Source organism: Paenibacillus polymyxa M1 (assembly GCF_000237325.1).
GTDB lineage: Bacteria > Bacillota > Bacilli > Paenibacillales > Paenibacillaceae > Paenibacillus > Paenibacillus polymyxa_C.
The window spans coordinates 2,716,462-2,734,929 of the sequence record NC_017542.1 but is presented as its reverse complement, the minus strand read 5'-3'; the positions used below and the strand labels follow the sequence as shown (position 1 = coordinate 2,734,929).

16 protein-coding genes and 2 pseudogenes are annotated in these 18,468 nt (G+C 40.6%); 1 reads left to right on the top strand and 17 read right to left on the bottom strand.

Annotated elements, in window-relative coordinates; translation table 11 throughout:
- Positions 1-2,159: 2,159 nt before the first annotated feature.
- The 7 genes and pseudogenes from PPM_RS12365 to PPM_RS12330 form a co-directional block, all read right to left on the bottom strand.
- Positions 2,160-2,432: a hypothetical protein gene (locus PPM_RS12365; RefSeq protein WP_014599758.1), complete on the bottom strand. Its 273-nt coding sequence runs from the start codon at positions 2,430-2,432 to the stop codon at positions 2,160-2,162.
- A 27-nt stretch (positions 2,433-2,459) separates the two neighbouring features.
- A complete protein-coding gene (locus tag PPM_RS12360) occupies positions 2,460-3,635 on the bottom strand; it encodes a DUF4179 domain-containing protein (protein WP_013371209.1) in 1,176 nt (391 codons plus the stop codon).
- Positions 3,622-4,149 (bottom strand): sigma-70 family RNA polymerase sigma factor, encoded by a 528-nt coding sequence (locus PPM_RS12355; RefSeq protein WP_013371208.1) that lies wholly within the window; start codon positions 4,147-4,149, stop codon positions 3,622-3,624. Before PPM_RS12355 ends, PPM_RS12360 begins: the two co-directional genes overlap by 14 nt.
- A 761-nt stretch (positions 4,150-4,910) precedes the next feature.
- Positions 4,911-5,442: pseudogene (locus PPM_RS30035) on the bottom strand (MFS transporter); the annotation flags it as partial.
- Between the two features lie 105 nt (positions 5,443-5,547).
- Positions 5,548-5,718 (bottom strand): hypothetical protein, encoded by a 171-nt coding sequence (locus PPM_RS30615; RefSeq protein ID WP_013371206.1) that lies wholly within the window; start codon positions 5,716-5,718, stop codon positions 5,548-5,550.
- 47 nt (positions 5,719-5,765) lie between these two features.
- Positions 5,766-6,212, bottom strand: a complete 447-nt coding sequence (locus tag PPM_RS12335) for an OsmC family protein (RefSeq protein WP_013371205.1) — start codon at positions 6,210-6,212, stop codon at positions 5,766-5,768.
- 186 nt (positions 6,213-6,398) lie between these two features.
- Complete coding sequence (locus tag PPM_RS12330) at positions 6,399-6,686, bottom strand: hypothetical protein (protein ID WP_013371204.1); 288 nt, start codon at positions 6,684-6,686, stop codon at positions 6,399-6,401.
- Between the two features lie 242 nt (positions 6,687-6,928).
- Here PPM_RS12330 and PPM_RS12325 point away from each other — a divergent pair, with 242 nt between their 5' ends.
- The gene (locus tag PPM_RS12325; RefSeq protein ID WP_013371203.1) at positions 6,929-7,597 is read left to right on the top strand and encodes an ArsR/SmtB family transcription factor; all 669 of its coding nucleotides are present in this window, start codon (positions 6,929-6,931) and stop codon (positions 7,595-7,597) included.
- 193 nt (positions 7,598-7,790) lie between these two features.
- On the opposite strand, the gene PPM_RS12320 is transcribed toward PPM_RS12325, so the two are convergent.
- From PPM_RS12320 to PPM_RS12270, 10 genes and pseudogenes are all read right to left on the bottom strand, one after another.
- Positions 7,791-8,366, bottom strand: coding sequence for a TetR/AcrR family transcriptional regulator (locus tag PPM_RS12320; RefSeq protein WP_013371201.1), 576 nt, complete (start codon positions 8,364-8,366; stop codon positions 7,791-7,793).
- Positions 8,367-8,562: 196 nt separating this feature from the next.
- The gene (locus PPM_RS12315) at positions 8,563-8,907 is read right to left on the bottom strand and encodes a thioredoxin family protein (RefSeq protein WP_013371200.1); all 345 of its coding nucleotides are present in this window, start codon (positions 8,905-8,907) and stop codon (positions 8,563-8,565) included.
- 91 nt (positions 8,908-8,998) lie between these two features.
- A complete protein-coding gene (locus PPM_RS12310) occupies positions 8,999-10,102 on the bottom strand; it encodes a flavin monoamine oxidase family protein (RefSeq protein ID WP_013371199.1) in 1,104 nt (367 codons plus the stop codon).
- A gap of 99 nt (positions 10,103-10,201) precedes the next feature.
- Positions 10,202-10,972, bottom strand: a complete 771-nt coding sequence (locus PPM_RS12305) for an SDR family NAD(P)-dependent oxidoreductase (protein ID WP_013371198.1) — start codon at positions 10,970-10,972, stop codon at positions 10,202-10,204.
- A gap of 121 nt (positions 10,973-11,093) precedes the next feature.
- The gene (gene trxA / locus PPM_RS12300; RefSeq protein ID WP_013371197.1) at positions 11,094-11,411 is read right to left on the bottom strand and encodes a thioredoxin; all 318 of its coding nucleotides are present in this window, start codon (positions 11,409-11,411) and stop codon (positions 11,094-11,096) included.
- Between the two features lie 129 nt (positions 11,412-11,540).
- Positions 11,541-12,431: a zinc-binding dehydrogenase gene (locus PPM_RS12295; protein WP_013371196.1), complete on the bottom strand. Its 891-nt coding sequence runs from the start codon at positions 12,429-12,431 to the stop codon at positions 11,541-11,543.
- 893 nt (positions 12,432-13,324) lie between these two features.
- The gene (locus PPM_RS12285) at positions 13,325-15,175 is read right to left on the bottom strand and encodes an ABC transporter ATP-binding protein (RefSeq protein ID WP_013371192.1); all 1,851 of its coding nucleotides are present in this window, start codon (positions 15,173-15,175) and stop codon (positions 13,325-13,327) included.
- Entirely contained in the window at positions 15,162-16,931 is a 1,770-nt protein-coding gene (locus PPM_RS12280) for an ABC transporter ATP-binding protein (RefSeq protein ID WP_013371191.1), read from the bottom strand. Before PPM_RS12280 ends, PPM_RS12285 begins: the two co-directional genes overlap by 14 nt.
- 79 nt (positions 16,932-17,010) lie before the next feature.
- Positions 17,011-17,418: a MarR family winged helix-turn-helix transcriptional regulator gene (locus PPM_RS12275; protein WP_013371190.1), complete on the bottom strand. Its 408-nt coding sequence runs from the start codon at positions 17,416-17,418 to the stop codon at positions 17,011-17,013.
- Between the two features lie 230 nt (positions 17,419-17,648).
- Positions 17,649-18,441: pseudogene (locus PPM_RS12270) on the bottom strand (GTP cyclohydrolase, FolE2/MptA family).
- Between the last annotated feature and the right edge of the window lie 27 nt (positions 18,442-18,468).

Below are 18,468 nucleotides of genomic sequence, written 5' to 3'. Positions count from 1 at the left end.
ACGTCCCTCTCCTCGCAAAATAGATATGTGTAAAAGTAACTCTGCTAAAATGACCGCCCTTGGCAAGAAACGGTCATGCGATCCTTTTTTCCGGCATTGAATTACCAATGGAAGTCGGCAAAAGCGACCACTCCTGATATACCATTGAGATCTGAGTTCGCATACTTGTTGTAGCAGTTTGATGATCGTGCTTTTGCCGCCACGGCACGCGACGACAATCGTTACCGTTTCTCCTTCTCCTATCTGAAAGCTGGTTTCCTTCAACCCCCCGGAGCTTCGAAGAGCTGATTTTAATCGAATAAGCACATCTTCTTTTTCATCGCTCACACTTTCGCAGTGCAAGCTTTTTTTAGTTGGGCGGTCATGGTGAAAAAACTCTGACTCTGGATGTATGAATATGTGCATGGAATGGGAACATTTTCGAATTATGCTGTGAGTGCAATCTTGGTGGTGGGTTGTAGAATGGTTGCCGCAATGTTAACAACGTAGTGTGTCGTGATGTGTGCTGTCTGAATCTTGGCTTGAGGGTATCGATGCTACGAGACGCATGAACTGCTGCAGCGTGATTAGGAGCGTAATTCTAGGCTGAAAGGAGCTAAAAATACTCACGACTGCGCTTATGACTTCCTGATTTTGTACATGGATGAATTACAGTACTTCTTCCGGTGTTCTCTGCATCAAACGAAGCTCTTTGGTGAAAGATTAATCTGAATAAAATTGGAGTTGTCTTTGAAATATGGAAGACGTGGGACGGATTTACCGGAAATTTTTTAAAAACCAAACAAGAGACGACCGAGTTGCCATACAAATTTCTCACATCCTCTTTCCGTCCACAATATAACAATAAATCCTTATATATCTTCTTTTCTCCCAATACTTTCTAGCTATTTTAAATATACAAACTTTAAAACCGATTAACATGGGACATAAGTTCTAATTTGATAGATTTCATAAAATTAATAAACAGCCCATATTATTCTATTATTTTTATATCTTTAAATGCAAGAATTCCACTTTTTTATTAAATTGAATACTAACTACGACAAGTTAATATGATTTAGAACAAAATTTTTGATTTTATAATCGATAAAATAAAAATGCTGTGTGCTTGCATGAAGTCCAAAACCCTTGTACCAAAACACATTTTACGTTACATATCATTAACACAAATATAACAAGCCGATCCTGACACCATCCGACAAATTTCAACTTTTTCAGCAATATTCTTTAACTACCTAAATTATGGGATTTATTTACTCAAGCTGAATTAATTCAAAATTAATAACTCTTCACTTTTTAAATAGATAGTGATTTTTTTAGATCTTTTGAACTAATTACCGAGCAAAATTTTCTTTAAATTTTCTCTCAGAATTTCGATTTAGGTTAAATATTCTCTCATTTGAGCTATAAACTTTATTTTTTTATTAATAGAAACGTTTGGATTTTTCATTAAAAGTTTAGATTTTCAGAAAATTTATAACTTTTGGACCATTTCTTTTGTGAAACTTATTGACCCAAAAACATAAAATAGCAAGTCTCCATGTGGCAAGAAACTTGCTATTTTTTAAGTTTTGACGAGTTAATCCTTTAATAATGAAGTGAAGATTGACACAGCAAAAGTACTGAACATATTTGTCGTTGAGATGATTACTTTATACAAATCGAATCGTTTTTGTGATGAGCGCATCACGACCGAGTAAACCTTCTGCGCTGTGATCAGAAGGGATAAAACCTGCATACGCGTGATTTTGTGGAAATCAACTATATGTATACAGGCAGCTGTACCCAGTATATTAATAATGGAAAATCGAACTAAAAAAAGACCACATTATCATAATGGATAAGGATGTGGTCCAAAAGATTGACTATATTGGTGAAGAAGACATTTTGATAAAGATTTTAGTGCATGATAAATTTTAGAAAGTTACATCTACATCCAAATGTCCTTTTTTTCTTAAAGTTAAGTGCACAGATTTTCATTAAAAAGCAGTCTTGTTCACAACCCCCGAAGCCCTTATATTGATCAGAACAATCGCTATATAGGATTAGCAAATAAATTATATACCCTCTCTGGGAAGGAATTAATGGAGACACCCATGATGAGGAATATGGAAGACTTGGATCCATAGGGTATTGAAGATTTAAGTAGTTCGTTTATTCTATTTTCCTAGCAATAATGACCAGTTAGGGTCATTGTATCGTTTATCCACTACTTCCCTTACCAGGGTAAGCTCCTCTGGAATTGGATCTAGCTTCATAATCCGGAATTCGTAAGGCTGCTTTGCCCTACGATCCCCCATACTGATATATCCCTCTCTCCAATGATCAGTCAGCGTATTTTCAAACGATGATCCCCCCACCGCACTTACGTCATACTGCTTACCTGCTGAATCATATGCTCTCCACTCCTCATGCATTATTTCATTATCCATCTTCCCGTAGAATGAGATGACAGTTTCCTATGCGCCTTTGTTGACTTGCGATTTCTCAAGTGAAGCCCTAACCAACTCCAGTCTATCATTCATTATTTTAAAAGTTTTGGGCTTAGTCAGCTCCGATGGTCTAAAGGAAATCTTATTTCCGTCCATTTCTGCAACCGAATATGCATCCAGAACAAAGCGGTATGGTTTATCCTCAGGCAGGTACTTGAAGGTATAACTCCAATGCATTTTTCCGTTTCCAATAACTCTACGATCAGATGTCATTAAGCTGTCCCTGTAATTCTTTTTTCTTGGATTCACCGAGTGAATCTCTTGCCCACCCGTAGTTTCGAAATGAAAGCTCAACATCTGCTTTTTCCATAAATCACCGGAGGATCTTGTCATTGCCGCATCATCAAGTTCCCTCTCCAGTTCGAAACGTACTCCTTGCACCATTCTCGTTAGTCTTTTTAATGTAATCGCCATTCCGTGCGGCGTTGTGTAACTACCTGCCAACTCCTCTATATTGTTCTGCTTGTTTGCCTCTTTCATATCAATATCAAAGCTAAAGTTCCAATTTCCTTTTATTAAGGTTTCGTTCCTTTGTCCAAGCGTTCCAATACTCCCTTCTATCGTGATCTTATCTGTTTTCAGCGGATCACTAAAGAAATCAACCATATAATAAAAATCACTCGTGTACCCCATATCGTGCATACTGCCCACTACGTTTCCTTTATCATCTTTGATCGTAATCTTATTCGCTTCGCCAATGGCCAGTTTGTGGCGATCATGCTTCCCATTTTCATCAAAAAGTTGAAGTGCAATTGTCACTCGGGTAGGATCAGCAACAGCTTCATTAATCACCAGCGTGTAACCTTTGTCCTTCACCTTAATATGAGGATGAATCACCAATCCCAATTCCTGTGCACGCATAAGTCCGATATCCGGGTTGTCCTTGGCAAATAAAGACCTGAATACTTCGGCAAATGTAGGAACGGTAAGGATAGAAACTGCACCCAGAACGAAAAAGAAAGCAACGGCCGCTGCTGCCCATCTCCATCTTTTAAGGAAGGATCTCTTTTTCATATTCTGATCAGAAAGTGATGAAAGGGCGTATCCCACCGCGTTCTCTACTGTATTAGGAATGACCAGATCTTGTGCTCTGGACTTTAGAAATTGTTTAAGAATAGGGTCAACCGGATCATGATAGTTCATACTTGGCTTCTCCCTCCCCAAGGGCTAACTCGGATAATTGCTGTCTGGCCCTAAATAAGCGTGATTTTACTGTCCCTTCGGATACATTAAGCACTTTGGATATCTCTTTGACCGATAAATCCTCAATATAAAAAAGCGTCACTGTAGTTTGAAGTTGTTCATCCAGTCCATCAATTACCTCAAACAGCTCGATTTGTTCATAATCACTCTTATATGATGACTTTCTTATATCATAAGGGACAGGGGATACTCTCTTCTTTTTCCTGATAATCCGATTACACTCGTTGATCAAAATCCGAATGATCCATGTTTTAAAATAAGCAGGCTCTTTCAGTCTATGTACATTTGAAAAAGCTTTGGCAATGGTCTCCTGTATAGCATCTGCACAATCTTCTTCGTTTTTAACGATTGATCTTGCTATTACATATAGACTTTGTTGGACAGCTCGTATAACATCCACAAAAGCTTCCTTGTCTCCTTGTGTTGCAAGCTCTGCTTTCTCTGTTAAATCCATGCAATGGTTCCCCCTTTCCTTTTAAAGTTTATCTATAAATTAGATCATCAAGGATTTGATTTGGTTCACAAGAAATTAAAAAAATTTCTCTTTTAAACAAAATGTATAAAATACGGTCCTATATAGAAACCGTTTAATATGGTAGATACCACTATCCTTTCCCACTACACAAAGCCGACTCTCGCTAATCTATACTCCTTCACATTGAGATTAGGGTTTCAATTAGTTATATTCATATAACTAACTCGAAGTTATCTAGCATGTATGAGGTTGTAAATATACTTGGTTGAATTATCAACTAGAGAAGTATGGATAAATGTATCTATTTAAGTGTATATAGCCCGAAATTTTTTTTATTTTATATGGACTAATATGTGAAACTACCGTAGTGGAATGAATCTCATATGTGATTTCGTAGAAGAAGATGGTGTTGGGGTTGTGTTACCGCTTTTTCATTCAAATATTTCACAGTAAGAATGCAAGCATTCTCTATAACGAATAGCCGCCAGTGCAAACCAAGTAGTTTGATTAGCGAGGTAAGTATGATATCGGCTATGCCAGCAACAAATCTACGCAAAATTGAAAGCCCAATATCCTTCCTCTTCCAAATCATCGTGTTTGATAAAATATCCAGCTCGTTCGTAGTCCCGTGGTGCAAAGAAACCGTTCTTCTAGTTCGTAGCGAGCCACACTATGAACTAGAAGAACGGTTTTTGTTGATTGTATACTGAATATTATGTGAAAGATTGCTTGTTACGAAATCAAACCACAACAGGAATAACGAACAGTGACAAAACTGATCCAATTAAAGACAGTATATGATAACTGGAGTGTGCCACAACCATACCAGATAGTGCTCCTCCAGATGCTCTTGATAATGCAATCAGTACATCCACTGTTCCTTGAGTTTTTGCACGAACATTGGATGGGGTTGCCTCGACAACCGCCGCAGTCCCACTAATCAAACCAAAGTTCCAACCTAATCCCAGAAGAGCCAGCGCGAGAGTAAGTAAACCCATCGAATCACCAGGTACGAAGGCAGCCAACAAACCAGACAACATCAAGGTAAAGCCAGAAGCATAAGCCATAAAAAATGTATCCAAAATTATCAACGAGTACTCCTGTGATTACAGACGGTAAATACATAGAAGCCACGTGGATTCCAATAACAAGGCCGATTTTACTTAAATCATGACCATGATGTTGCATATGAACGGGAGCCATTGTCATGATCGCAATCATAACAATTTGTGTTAGCACTATAACTGAGGCACCGATCATAATTCCTTTTTTTTGAATCCTACCATGAGCGCTGCACCAGCAGAACCTAATGTAAAAAGGCCTGTGGGAACTCTCGAGAAACTGTCAATCCCTAGCATATCTTGTGCAAGTAACGACCTACGGGATGCCTGCAGCTAGGCCAGCTCCACCGCAAATTTGTGAAGCAACTACAACTTTCATTGTTCTGGCATGCAACTGAAGGTGCTTCAGCGGTGATTCCATATACTCCATAATTGAAGGTGGAATTTGTACAGATGTTTGCTTGTTTTCTGGAATCGTTTCTACCATTATTTTCTCCTAAATTACGAAAAGCCACTTTGTATACAGTTGAAACCCTATTCAGCTTCGAAGGAAACATGACCTTCAATTGTTATTTGAACATCTGCTTTTACTAGAAGTTGGCCAATTTGGCAATTTTCTTCGGCGTTTCGCATTAGAGTTTCTGCCATGCTAACATCTTGATTGGTTGCTTCTGATTTCTTTAAAACAATATGTGGACGATGAGTAATGCTCAATTGACCATTTGGAGCAGTGTTTCCTTCTGTATCCATGGATAATCCTAATACGGGAATACGATTTTGTTCCAACATATATGTCAAAGTCATTAGATAACAGGCTGCTGCAGAAGACATAAGAAGCTTTTTAGGTTCAACACCTTCCCCACTTCCTCCTTTTGAGACTGGGATAGCAATTTGAGTTTGGAAGTTTTCGCTTTTAATGATGCCATTGCCTTTTGCATTTCCGTACCAAACTGTATTCAAACTAAGTTTTTGATTTGCCATATTGATGTTCTCCTTTAAGTTTATATATACTACTCCTCAACATAGTAAACTGATCACTTGATCTGAACAGTTTTAATCTGATGATTGATTAAAATAAACCGACATAGCGAGACTGCAATGTCGGTTTACAATTTTTAAGTATTAGCTTTTATTTCTTCAAAAGAGTTAGTTCGCACAACAGGGTTTCTAGAATGTACTATAAATGCGGATTTCCGGTTCAGCTTGAAGCAAGTCTTTGAGTCCAACAACAACGTCATTCGTGAAAAGATCACTTTCTAGGTAGGCCTTAGCATCTGCCTCGCTAGTAAAGCCATGCAGAACCTGAACATCCTCGTCACGCACTAACAATTCTTTAGACACAGCACCAGAGATGCCTGAAAGAAAAGGCTCCTTATATGCTGTATAAACCTTTGTAGCCGCCTCGCGTTCTGGTGCGTTAATTTTTAATGTGATTTGAAGATATGCCTTTGCCATGATTTCGAACCTCCATTAATTAATGTGTCGATTATTAATAAATCAAATAATCAATCGATCAATTGAATTATATGTCATGCTTATTTCTTTCGTCAAGTAAACATTCCCTACCTAGACTTTGATTACATTTAAGAACATGATACAATTTGAGTATTTAATTGATTCATTTTTGTAATAAATGATTGAAGATAGTTGTAGTCGTATGATAACGCTAAAAAAGCTCAGAATAGAGGTTGACCATCATGAAAGAACCATTGAGTTCAGCAAATGTATTAAAAGAAGATCTGTATAAACAACTTGCAAGAATCGGAAAATGTCTGTCGAGTGACAAGCGACTGGAGATTTTAAATGTATTGTCCCAAAGTCCAAAAACTGTAGAGAAATTGGCGGCATGTACAGGTATGAATATGGCCAATGTATCACGTCATCTTCAAATTTTACTTGATGCAAAACTTGTTAAATTCGCTAAAAGAGGGACTTATGCCATTTACTCACTAGCAGATCCGGAGATTATTGATTTCATGGCATCCCTTTGGCGCATAAGCGAAAAACAACTTCCTGATATCGCAAAATTGAAAGAGGATTTTCTGAACAACCTTGACGGCATTCAAACCTTGACTATGGATGAGGTTATGGAGAAAGTGAATAACGATTCCATACTATTGGTGGATCTACGTTCTAAAGAAGACTTTGAAATGGGTCATATATCCGGAGCAATTTCAATGCCAATGACCGAGCTTGATACATTGATGCAAGAACTCCCCAAAGATGCAGAAGTCATCGCTTACTGTCAGGGACCACTTTGTGTATACTCCGCACTGGCAGTTCAAAAATTGCAACAAGAAGGTTATAAAGCGTACCGCATGGATGAAGGGATCAATGAATGGCAAGGACATTTTCTGCCCCACTAATCCTGCTTCCTATGTTTTAACTATAGATCTCCAAGCCATCACTTGGCTTGAGATCTTTTTTTATGAGCAAAATAGATGGAACGGTTTTGAATACAATACCTTGTCATAAAGATATTCAACATAGCAAAAACCACCTATCCATCTTTTAATGAATAAGTGGTTTTTCAACGGTAGATTCACATCTTAAACTTTTTTATTGAGTCAAAGTCGCCATGTAGTTTAAGACAAGCGAATCAAAATATCCTTTTTCACTTGAAGTTCTGGATAACAACTGGGCACCTTGTACAAATGCAATTAGGATCTTTGCTTGTTCCAAAGCAGCGTTAGAAAATGTAAATTCGCCAGCCGATTTGCCTTGATCAAGCACATTCTCAACCCATAGTGTGTTGGCGTCAAAAAATAAGTTTAACTCATCTCGAATTTCAATTGGAAAAGAGTTCAACTCAGCAGCCATCATTGAACATAAACAAAGCTTGGTATTGTTTTCCAAAGGTTCACGATATAACAAAAAAAAAGATTGTATCTTTTGTCGCCAACTCAGAGGTTGATCGTTAATTTGTTGAAGCTTGTCCATGAACTCTCGACGGTATCGATTCAGAACAGCTTGCACCAGATCCTGTTTAGACGGAAAGTGGTAATGTATACTTGCTTTCCGAATGCCTATCGCTTCAGCAATGTCAGCATAGCTAAAGCCATTGTATCCTCGCTCTTGAACCAAGGTGAGGCCTATGTCCATAATTTCTTGTACAGTGTTTTTCTTGATATTCATAAATGAAATCTACCATTCAGTAAGTATACTGTCAAGGTTTCCTCCTCCCCTTACAATAAAAGAAAAGGCTACTCACTTTTCGCGATCGGACCTAAGAATTATCAAAGAATCACCTCGACGGTCATGTATGACTAGGTTCGCTCCTTTTTCAAAAAACGTTATGCGCTAGTCTTTCCACTCCCTGTTCCTCTCCCTATTACAACCCCGAGTTGCTCTTCAACCAAAAATCGTTTAATTGTTGTAAACGAGCTGCAAGAGGTCCCAACTGAACAAATCTACCTTCACGGAACGACTCTCTTTGATCAATGAACATAATTATTGTAGGTACTGAGAAGATCAAAAATTTGCCTACAACCTCTTCTACATTACTTGTGTCAACATGAGCAAGTTTTATAGAAGGAAATTTAGTAAGCAAATCTTTTAATTTGGGATAAACAGAGTGACATACATTGCAATTCTCCTGAGAAAAATACAACATACTTAGTCGGTTGTTTTGAATAAAAGCATCTATCTCTTCTATTGATAATAATTCTTTATTCATTTATTAAATTGTCCTTTCAGGTTGTTCTTTTATACCAAACCCTTTTTTCAATAAAATTCAATTTATAACCCCTTTCAATCGAATATTTTTCTTAGGATAAATGTTTGATGACTTCATTGACAACTCTTTCAGCTGATCGAAGGGCACCTTCAAGATGACCGCCTTGCCTATAAGCTGTTTCAGTTCCAGCAAAATAAATATTTTGCCTTGAGCCCTTTCCGTCGATGATAGGTCCGTAACTCGGATAATCAAGAAGTGGATCTGTATCTTCCTCTACGGCTGTATGTTCATCAAAAGACCAATCTTTAAATAAAGTCCCTTTTACATGTTTTGCTGCTGGACCGAAAAGTCGTGTCAATTGTTCCAACACAAGCTCAAGTAATTGTTCATTCCCCATATTCAAGCGAGCTTTTGCAGGAAGACCAAAGAAACCAAAAAGTGCGCCAGAACCTGTAGAAGGCGAGGCATCATGAATTTCCCTCAAAGGGCCAACCCAACTCGATACGAATCCAGAGAGACCTTGGTCACGCCAGAAGGGGGTGTCATAAACAGCAATAATCTTAGCTTGACTGGCCATCCAAGTTGGCTTATTCATTAAATTCGATTTTAGTTCAGCAGAAAGTTTGGGGAAGAACGTAATATTTCGTTCAACGATCCGTGGGGGTAGAGCAACTATAACCGAACTTGCATGAAAGTTCCCTGCATCAGTTTGAATCTTCACCCTGCTATCGTCCTCCTGATGAATAGAAGTTACTTTGGTATTCAGATAGATTGCTTCTGATGGTATTTGGGCAGCCAGTGCATCAATTAGAGACTGAACTCCGCCTATAAACCGAAGTGAATATTCCATCGCTTCTGCGGACAAATCATGTTGTTGCGGTGGTGTGTTTCTGGATCGTTCTACTAGCATTCTTCCTTCATTATACTGCTCAAACGTCTGCAAGCTGAGTTCCTCGACTAGTTGGTTCATTGCTATCTCATAACGAGGCCAGTACCACGTTGGCCCAAGATCGAATTTTCCAAGCTCAGGCTTACCCTCAACCTCTACACTCAAGCCTCTTCCTCCAATACGATTTCGTGCTTCCAAGATGAGGTATCTTATTCCATGTGTATTGAGCAAGGCAGCTGCACGAAGTCCACATAAACCTGCACCAACTATTATTACAGGGGCATCCCTATTCAATTGAGTTTCCATACTTTGCTCCTTTAGATAGATAAAAGTTCTTCTTTCGAAGGTCTAACTCTAATAGTGAATGAGAGAAGGGCTAATCTAATTAAGGCCAGCCCCAAAGAATTATCGAAGACGTGCAGTAACACCGCCATCCAAAGGCATGACTACACCAGTAATCCAAGATGCCGAATCACTAGCCAAAAACAAGATCACTTCTGCGACATCCTTCGTTGTGCCATTTCGTCCGATGGGGTGAAAGGCATTAAAACTTGGTAGTACTTCTGCCACTTGTTCTTCACTCATAAATGTATTGTAAATCGGAGTTTCGACGACAGCGGGAGCCACTGCATTCACTCGAATGTGATCCCCAGCCAATTCCACAGCTAAATTTCTGGTCAGTGCGTGTCTTCCTGCCATGGCTGCTGAATATGCAGACGATGGCGTCGATTCAACCGCTTGAATCGCCCACATTGATCCGGTATTCACAATCGCTCCCCCGCCTCTTTTTTTCATTTCCGGAATCACAGCTTGCGAAGGATAAAACGTCCCTTTAACGATGGTATCCAGATATGATTGCAGATCATCCGCAGTGTGGTCCATGAAAGGGGTTGGATTGAATTTTCCTGTGTTATTCACCAGTATATCTACTCCACCAAACGCTTCTACAGCAGCTTGGACCAGTTTTTTCGACGTTTCTGGCAAACTAATATCACCTGATACAACAATCACTTTTTTACCGGATGGGTCAATTTCCAAAGCGGTCTTCTTTAATACATCCTCTCGACGGCCATTTATGACTACGTTCGCTCCTTCTTCATAAAAACGTTGTGCTGTAGTCTTTCCAATTCCTGTTCCTCCGCCAGTTACAATCACTGTTTTGTTTTCAAATTCCATTTTAACATCTCCTTATTTTTTACCTACTAGTTGGTAGTTAATTGACAAAAATATTGATTTTTCTACATCGTTTAAAAATAATCGGCAACATGTTTAGAGTTGTTACCGATTATCTGATTCGTTAATTCATAAGTTTAAGGATTTTTGCCTCGAGAACATCTCTTTGGTTAATCCCAATCATTGTATCCATCAGTTTACCATCTTGGAACAAAAGCAACGCCGGAATGCTTCTAATTCCAAAACGCGTGGCTAACTCCGTCTGTTCATCCACATTAATAGTAGCAATAGTCGCTTTTTCCTTCAGATCATCGGCCAATTGATGAATGATAGGAAGTTGAATTTGACAAGGACCACACCAAGGTGCCCAAAAATCAACCAGGGTTATTCCAGACTGAATTTGGTTGTTGAAAGTCTGATTAGTTAATGCAGTTGCACTCATAAGGATTCCCTCCAATATATATTCCAACCAATAAATTGTTCAATTGAATAATTGAATTATAAATTGAGCAATAATTACTGTCAAGTAAAGATTCAAGTTCATTTTTCTAATGTATAGGTTGTCCTCGCTTTATCTATGTTCATTTTTCCTTGGCGAGCTTTTATTGGCTTTGTTTTCAGCAGACATACTTAAAACTGCCCGAAACCGTGTTTTTGCTGCCATCATTTTTTCATACGCTTCGCTTGCCCGTTCTAAAGGAAAAACTTCAATTATAGGTCGGACATCAGTCAAGACGCTAAACCGGACCGCAGCTTCAATTTCTTTGGCTTTCCCAGTAAATGATCCCTTCACTGTATGGGGACCTTTCAAGAAATCCATAGCTGACAATTCTAAACGTTCTCTGGATCCAGCTACGATAATAAGCTCACCTTCTGTCGCTAGTCCATTAACCAAAGAAGATATCACTTCGGCGTTTGGCGCTGTGGCAAGAATGACTTTAGCTCCACCTAACGCTTTCAAAGCTTTAGCAGGATCCTCCTTTTCGGAATCGATGTAAAAATGTGCCCCGAGTTCTTTTGCTAGATTTTCTTTCTGCACTCCTCGGGATATAGCAACTGTCTGATATCCAGCTTTCTTGGCGTATTGCACAGCAAGATGGCCCAATCCACCAATGCCGGAAATGGCAACCAAGTCGCCTGGACGTGCAGAGCTGTTTCGCAGCGCACTAAATGTTGTTTCACCAGCACACATTAAAGGTGCTGCTTCTTCAGAAGAAACTTCATCGGGAATAAGAATCAGGGCTTCTTCAAAAGCGACCATATACTCCGCGTAACCACCATCCATAGTCAAGCCCGTTACATGATCGTCTCCACTATGATACCCCGTTCCTACACGTTGCCCGATCTCCCATTTTGTGAATTCATCTCCTAGTTGTTCAACTATTCCAATTACTTCATGACCGGGTATTCTTGGATACTCTGGGGCAGCTCCACTAATCGTGCTTGCGTCCCCACTACACACCCCTCATGCTTCAATCCGAAGAAGTACTTGCCCTTGGGCTGGAACAGGTATAGGGATTTCAACTAATTTCATCGGTTCACCTTTAGCAGGAACTTGAATTGCTTTCATATATTTCACCTCTTTATCCCCTGAGATTCAGTTTTCGAGCTTATTTTAGTATAAACAAGTACGTTTTATTATTCAATTAAAAAATTGAATAATAAAACACCAGGAAACATTACCGTTACATTGTTTACCGATAGGCTGCCTAATTGATTTCTTTCTCTACCGGGATACTAGTAAATCTTATTTAAGTGCTTTCAACTGTACAGGACAAGAACATTGTTCTTTTGATGCCAATCAATTTTTTATATATGCCTCACCGACTTTTGAAGTATCTTATATTCATCAGTTTGGTTACTCATGAGCATCATCGCCAGGTTTCCATGTAATAAATAATCCCTTTTAGGCTCAGATGTAGTTTTGGGTCGTCTTCTTCTAATTTAAAATCATTGAAGTTGTGTAGGAACTTCGTAATGATGGGAATCCGTATGATCTTCTGAAAAAATTTTTTTACCCCTGCTAAAACGTCCCTTTTGAGTTGAGGCAAATAAGTTTTCAGCATAAGCGCCATGTTTTTTTTTGTTACTGGCTTTGCTTCGGTATGGAAAGAAGTCTACAAGGTCTCGATTAAGAGAATTTTCGTTATAGATTATCAATAGTCGCCTCATCTGCATAGATGTTTATGAACTTCATAATTGGAACAAGCTTTTGTCCTTGACACGACACAAAAGCTTGTTCAATAAAACAAAAAAAGCCGCTATGTAGCGACTTTTTTTGCTTCAACGTTCTTGTCCCTAGACATTTGTCCAGTTTCATGTGTTCCTATCGTTTTTCCCCTAAAATTGTATTTTTCAGGATGCATGTTCAAACTGGCTGTTATATAAATCGGCATAGAATCCGCCTTTACCCAGCAATTCCTCATGATTACCCGTTTCGATAATGTTACCGTCCTTCATGACCAGAATCAGATCGGCGTTCTTAATCGTTGAGAGACGGTGGGCAATCACAAAAGAGGTTTTCCCTACAGTAAGTCGGTCCATCGCTTGTTGAATCAGCAACTCCGTACGCGTATCGACCGAACTTGTGGCCTCGTCCAATATGAGCATAGGCGCATCTTCAATCATGGCTCTTGCAATGGTAATCAATTGCTTTTGGCCAGCAGAGAGATTGGCTTTGTCGTCTAGTACTGTATCATAGCCCTGCGGCAGAGTTTTAAGGAAGCTGTGCAGACCCACTGCTCTACATGCGGCTTCTACCTGTTCATCGGTAACATGGTCTTGGGAAAAGACGATATTCTCACGAATCGTTCCTTCAAACAGCCATGTATCCTGCAGTACCATACAGAATAATTTATGAACATTCTCACGTGTTAATTGGCTGATCGGAGTTCCATCAATATAAATTTCCCCTCCGTTCAGCTCATAGAACCGCATGAGCAAATTCACGAGCGTCGTCTTACCAGCACCTGTCGGGCCAACAATGGCGACTTTCTGACCAGCTTCAGCTTTCATAGAGAAGTCTTTGATAATCATATGGTCTTCGTTATAACCGAAACGAACATGTTTGAATTCAACATCCCCTTTGGCGTTATCTAGCTTCATGGTCTTGTCACTTTCATCTTTCAATTCTTCTTCATCCAGAAATTCGAATACACGTTCACTGGCAGCAGCCGCCGATTGCAAATTGGTTGCAGCCTGCGCCAACTGTGACAAGGGCTGTGTAAATAGACGAATATACACCATAAAGGCCACAATAGTTCCGATCGTTATAACATGTTGGTTCACCAGCAAAGCGCCTACGATACAGACCGCTACATAACCGAAATTCCCGATGAACATCATAACCGGCATCATCAGGCCAGACATGAACTGGGATTTCCATGCATTTGTATACAAGCGGCCATTAATGCCATGGAACACTTCCTTGGCTGCTTTTTCTCCGTTATATACCTTGACTACGTTATGACCAGCATAGGTTTCTTCAATATGACCGTTGATCTGGCCAAGCTCCGCTTGCTGTGCTACAAAATATTTTTGTGAATGCTTCATAATTACGGTCATCAGTGAAAAACCAATCAGCGTAGCTACAATCCCGGTAATGGTCATGATCCAGTTCGTATACAGCATCATAATCAATGCACCCACAAAGGTTGCCAAGGCGCTGACAAGTGTGCCGAGACTGTTGTTTAATGTTTGTCCAATGGTATCGACATCGTTGGTTACACGGCTTAGCACATTACCATAGCTCGTAGCATCAAAATACTTCAAAGGCATATGATTAATTTTTCGGGACAGTTCTGTCCGCATCTTCTTTGTAAGGCGCTGTGACACGGTTACCGTAATGAATCCTTGGAAATAATTAAAGATAAGGCCGAGACCATACAAAACTACCAGTACAAGAACAATCTTCTGAATAGCATTTATATCAATCCCTGTTACAATTCCTTCCTGGATCAGGTTGGCAATATCGCTGAGCTTATCCGGACCAATCACATTGAAGACGGAACCGGCCAGTGCCAGCACCATAGAGAGGATAATCATAGGCGCATAGGTCTTGATGTAGGATAAGAGCTGGCGTAAGTTTTTTCTAAAATCATTCGCTTTTTTACCAGTCCCCATCCCCTCCGTAGGACCTCTACCCATGGGACCTTGCTGTTTCATTTTGATATGCTTACTGCCGACGGTGTGTTCATTCTTGTCCATGTACGAGTTCCTCCTTCGAAAGCTGCGAATAAGCGATTTCTTGATAGGTGCTGCAATTCGCCATCAGCTCTTCATGTGTGCCGTTTCCTACAATCTCGCCCTGGTCGAGAACAATAATCCGGTCAGTGTCCTTAATGGTGCCTATGCGCTGAGCCACAATGAGTGTCGTAGCATGGCCGGTTTCTTGTTTAAGCGCAGAGCGCAGGACCCGGTCTGTTCTGTAGTCGAGTGCCGAGAAGGAATCATCGAAGATGTAAATCTCTGGCTGACGGTAGATGGCACGCGCAATGGACAGACGCTGCTTTTGACCACCTGACACGTTCGCTCCACCTTGTGAAATCCGTCCTTGATATTGACCGTCCATTTTTTCGACAAACTCCGTACCCTGGGCAATCTCCACAGCGGCTTTGACGAGTTTCTCCGAAACTTCTGCTCTTCCGTTATCGCCATACGAAACGTTGGAAGCCACTGTACCGCTGAAAAGTACGGCTCTCTGTGGGACATACCCGATTTTGTTATGGAGTGTCTGCTGCTTATAGTTTCTGACATTCACGCCATCCACAAGTACCTCACCCTCAGTCACATCGTAGAAACGGGAAATCAGATTGATCACACTGGTTTTGCCGCTGCCTGTTGCACCAATAAAGGCAACCGTCTCGCCCTGTTTTGCCGTAAAGCTAATGTTGCGAAGCACAGGCTCCTCGGCATCCGGATATTTGAAGCTGACATTACGAAATTCCACCTGACCCATAACGCCCTCTTCTCCAGCTGTCTCATGTCCGTCGATGATGCGAGATTCGGTATTCAATACCTCCATAATCCGTTTGGCAGAAATCGAAGCTCGAGGCATCAGGAAGAATATCATACTTACCATCATAAAGGCCATGACCACCTGCACCGCATATGAGGAGAATACGACCATATTAGAGAATAGCGTAACGCGGTCCGGCACGGCCGCTCCGTTAATCAGGTATGTGCCAATCCAATAGATCGAGACACTCAGACCCGACATAATAAAGGTCATCCCCGGACCAACCATTGCCATTAACCGGTTCGCAAACAGGTTTGTATTTGTCAATTCTGCATTGGCCTGTCCGAACTTCTCCTCCTGATACTGATCTGCATTATAAGCGCGCACCACCCGAAGCCCGGTCAGATGCTCACGTGTTACCCTGTTCAGATTATCGGTGAGACGTTGGATTTTTTGGAAACTCGGAAGAGCGAAAATAACAATGACACTCAGCATCAGGATCAGGACAGCCACAGCCACTCCTGTAGAGGCGGTCCACTGCCAGTTTTTATCCGCAATCTTTGCAATGGCCCACACGGCCAGAATCGGCGCCTTGATGATCACCTGCAGCCCCAGCGCAACCACCGTTTGAATTTGGGTAACATCGTTCGTGGAGCGGGTGATAAGGCTGGCTGTTGAAAAGCTGTTCATCTCTTCCATGGAAAAAGATAAGGCCTTGTCAAAGACCATCGCACGCAGACGCATGGCCAGCCCTGCCGCGACCTTTGCCGCAAAATAGCCGACAATAATAGATGCAATCATACTGCCGACAGCACATAACAGCATATAAATACCGGGAATTAACAGTTCCGACATCGGCGTTCCTGCGGTTTGCAGCTTGGTTGTAATTTCGGCCATATAATCAGGCAGCTTCAAATCCAGCCACACCTGCACAACGATGAAGGCCAAGCTGCAAAGCACGAACATCCATTCATTTTTCTTGAGATATTTGAATATCTTCAGCATTCTGTTCTTCTCCTTTATCTGAAAATCTTAGGTGTTTGGTACAATTAACGTATCCTGCATACGTCCTCTACATAGGAATTCAGCTTTTAGAGACAATAAGCTTGATGAGTCGGATAAACTCTTTGGCATCCTGTTCGTCCAGCTTTCGAAGAATTTTCTCGCTCCATGCGACTCCTTCGTTATACCTGTCCATCATAAATTGCTTGCCTGAATCCGTAATGAATACAATCACCTTACGTTTGTCATTAGCATCCGTACGTCGTACAACCAACCCTTTCTTCTCCAAACTTTTCAGTGCCGTTGCGATCCGTCCCGTACTGACGGACAAGTATTCGCTCAAATGGCCCGAAGTAACCCCATCCTGATGACTCAAAGCGATGAGAATCCCCATTTCACCACGAGAGAAATGCGCTCGTTCCTCTAACACCGGTTTGCGCGATTTGACGATACACTCGAATAGTTCTGTTGCTGACGCTTTATAGTCCATTGGCAGTACCACCTTCTGCATTTATCTTATACTGTAAGATAATAATGATATCCGGACATAAAGTCAATTCGGGAAAATATGTAATGGTTGAAGTTTCATGACCACTCACGACCTGAATGCGAAGAGGAATACTTCATTGCAACTTGACACAAAAAACTGCACCTCCAAAGTTAGATCGCGTCTAAAAATTGGGGTGCAGTTCACTCTGATGTTTATCATGTTCTGATGATCTAGATTAAAGTAAAGTAATCATCAGCACATTCATGCCCTCTGGACTTATCATACACAATGCGTGCAATCGCATCATGCTGATGAATGGACTCTTCATTATTGCAGTCCACCTTGAATTTACTTACCCAATGCTTTTCATACAAATCAGCAGCCACCAACCGCACTACGTCTTCAACAAATCGAGGATTCTCGTACGCACGTTCTGTAACCTGTTTCTCGTCAGGCCTTTTAATACGGGATGAAGGCAACTGCTTGCATTGGATTCAGCGGCATCCAACAGATTTTCCTTCCAATCACTTGGCAATAATTCTCCAGGGTTGCCCTGTACCTGAATTCGCAGCATACCACGCTGATTGTGTGCACTATATTCACTTATTTCTTTAGAACAAGGACATAACGTTGTGATTTCTGTTGATTCATCTGTTCGGCAATTCGCTGCGTCAGTCTAAGTAAATCTGTAATTTGGTCACTCAGTCCCTCATTGCGACTATACTGAAGCTGTTCTGCCAATCTGCTCATATTAATGCCTTTAAATTCCCGCTCCAGTGAGGTAGTCAGTCGAAAATTGCCAATGCTGGACACCTTTACAGGACTTTTTACCGAAATAACATCGATAGGATACTTCAAATTTTCGATGCCTACTTGCTGTAACTCAAACAGAAAATCATTTTTGCTATTTTGCAAATCTTGCATCTCTTCTTTGAGAACAGGTTTGTCTCCCTGAATTGGATCAACTGAACCGAATAGCCGAAGCCTTTCAGCCTTGTCAGGCAGTACAAATGAATGTGTCACACTCTTACTCACGTTATCCTGCTCCTT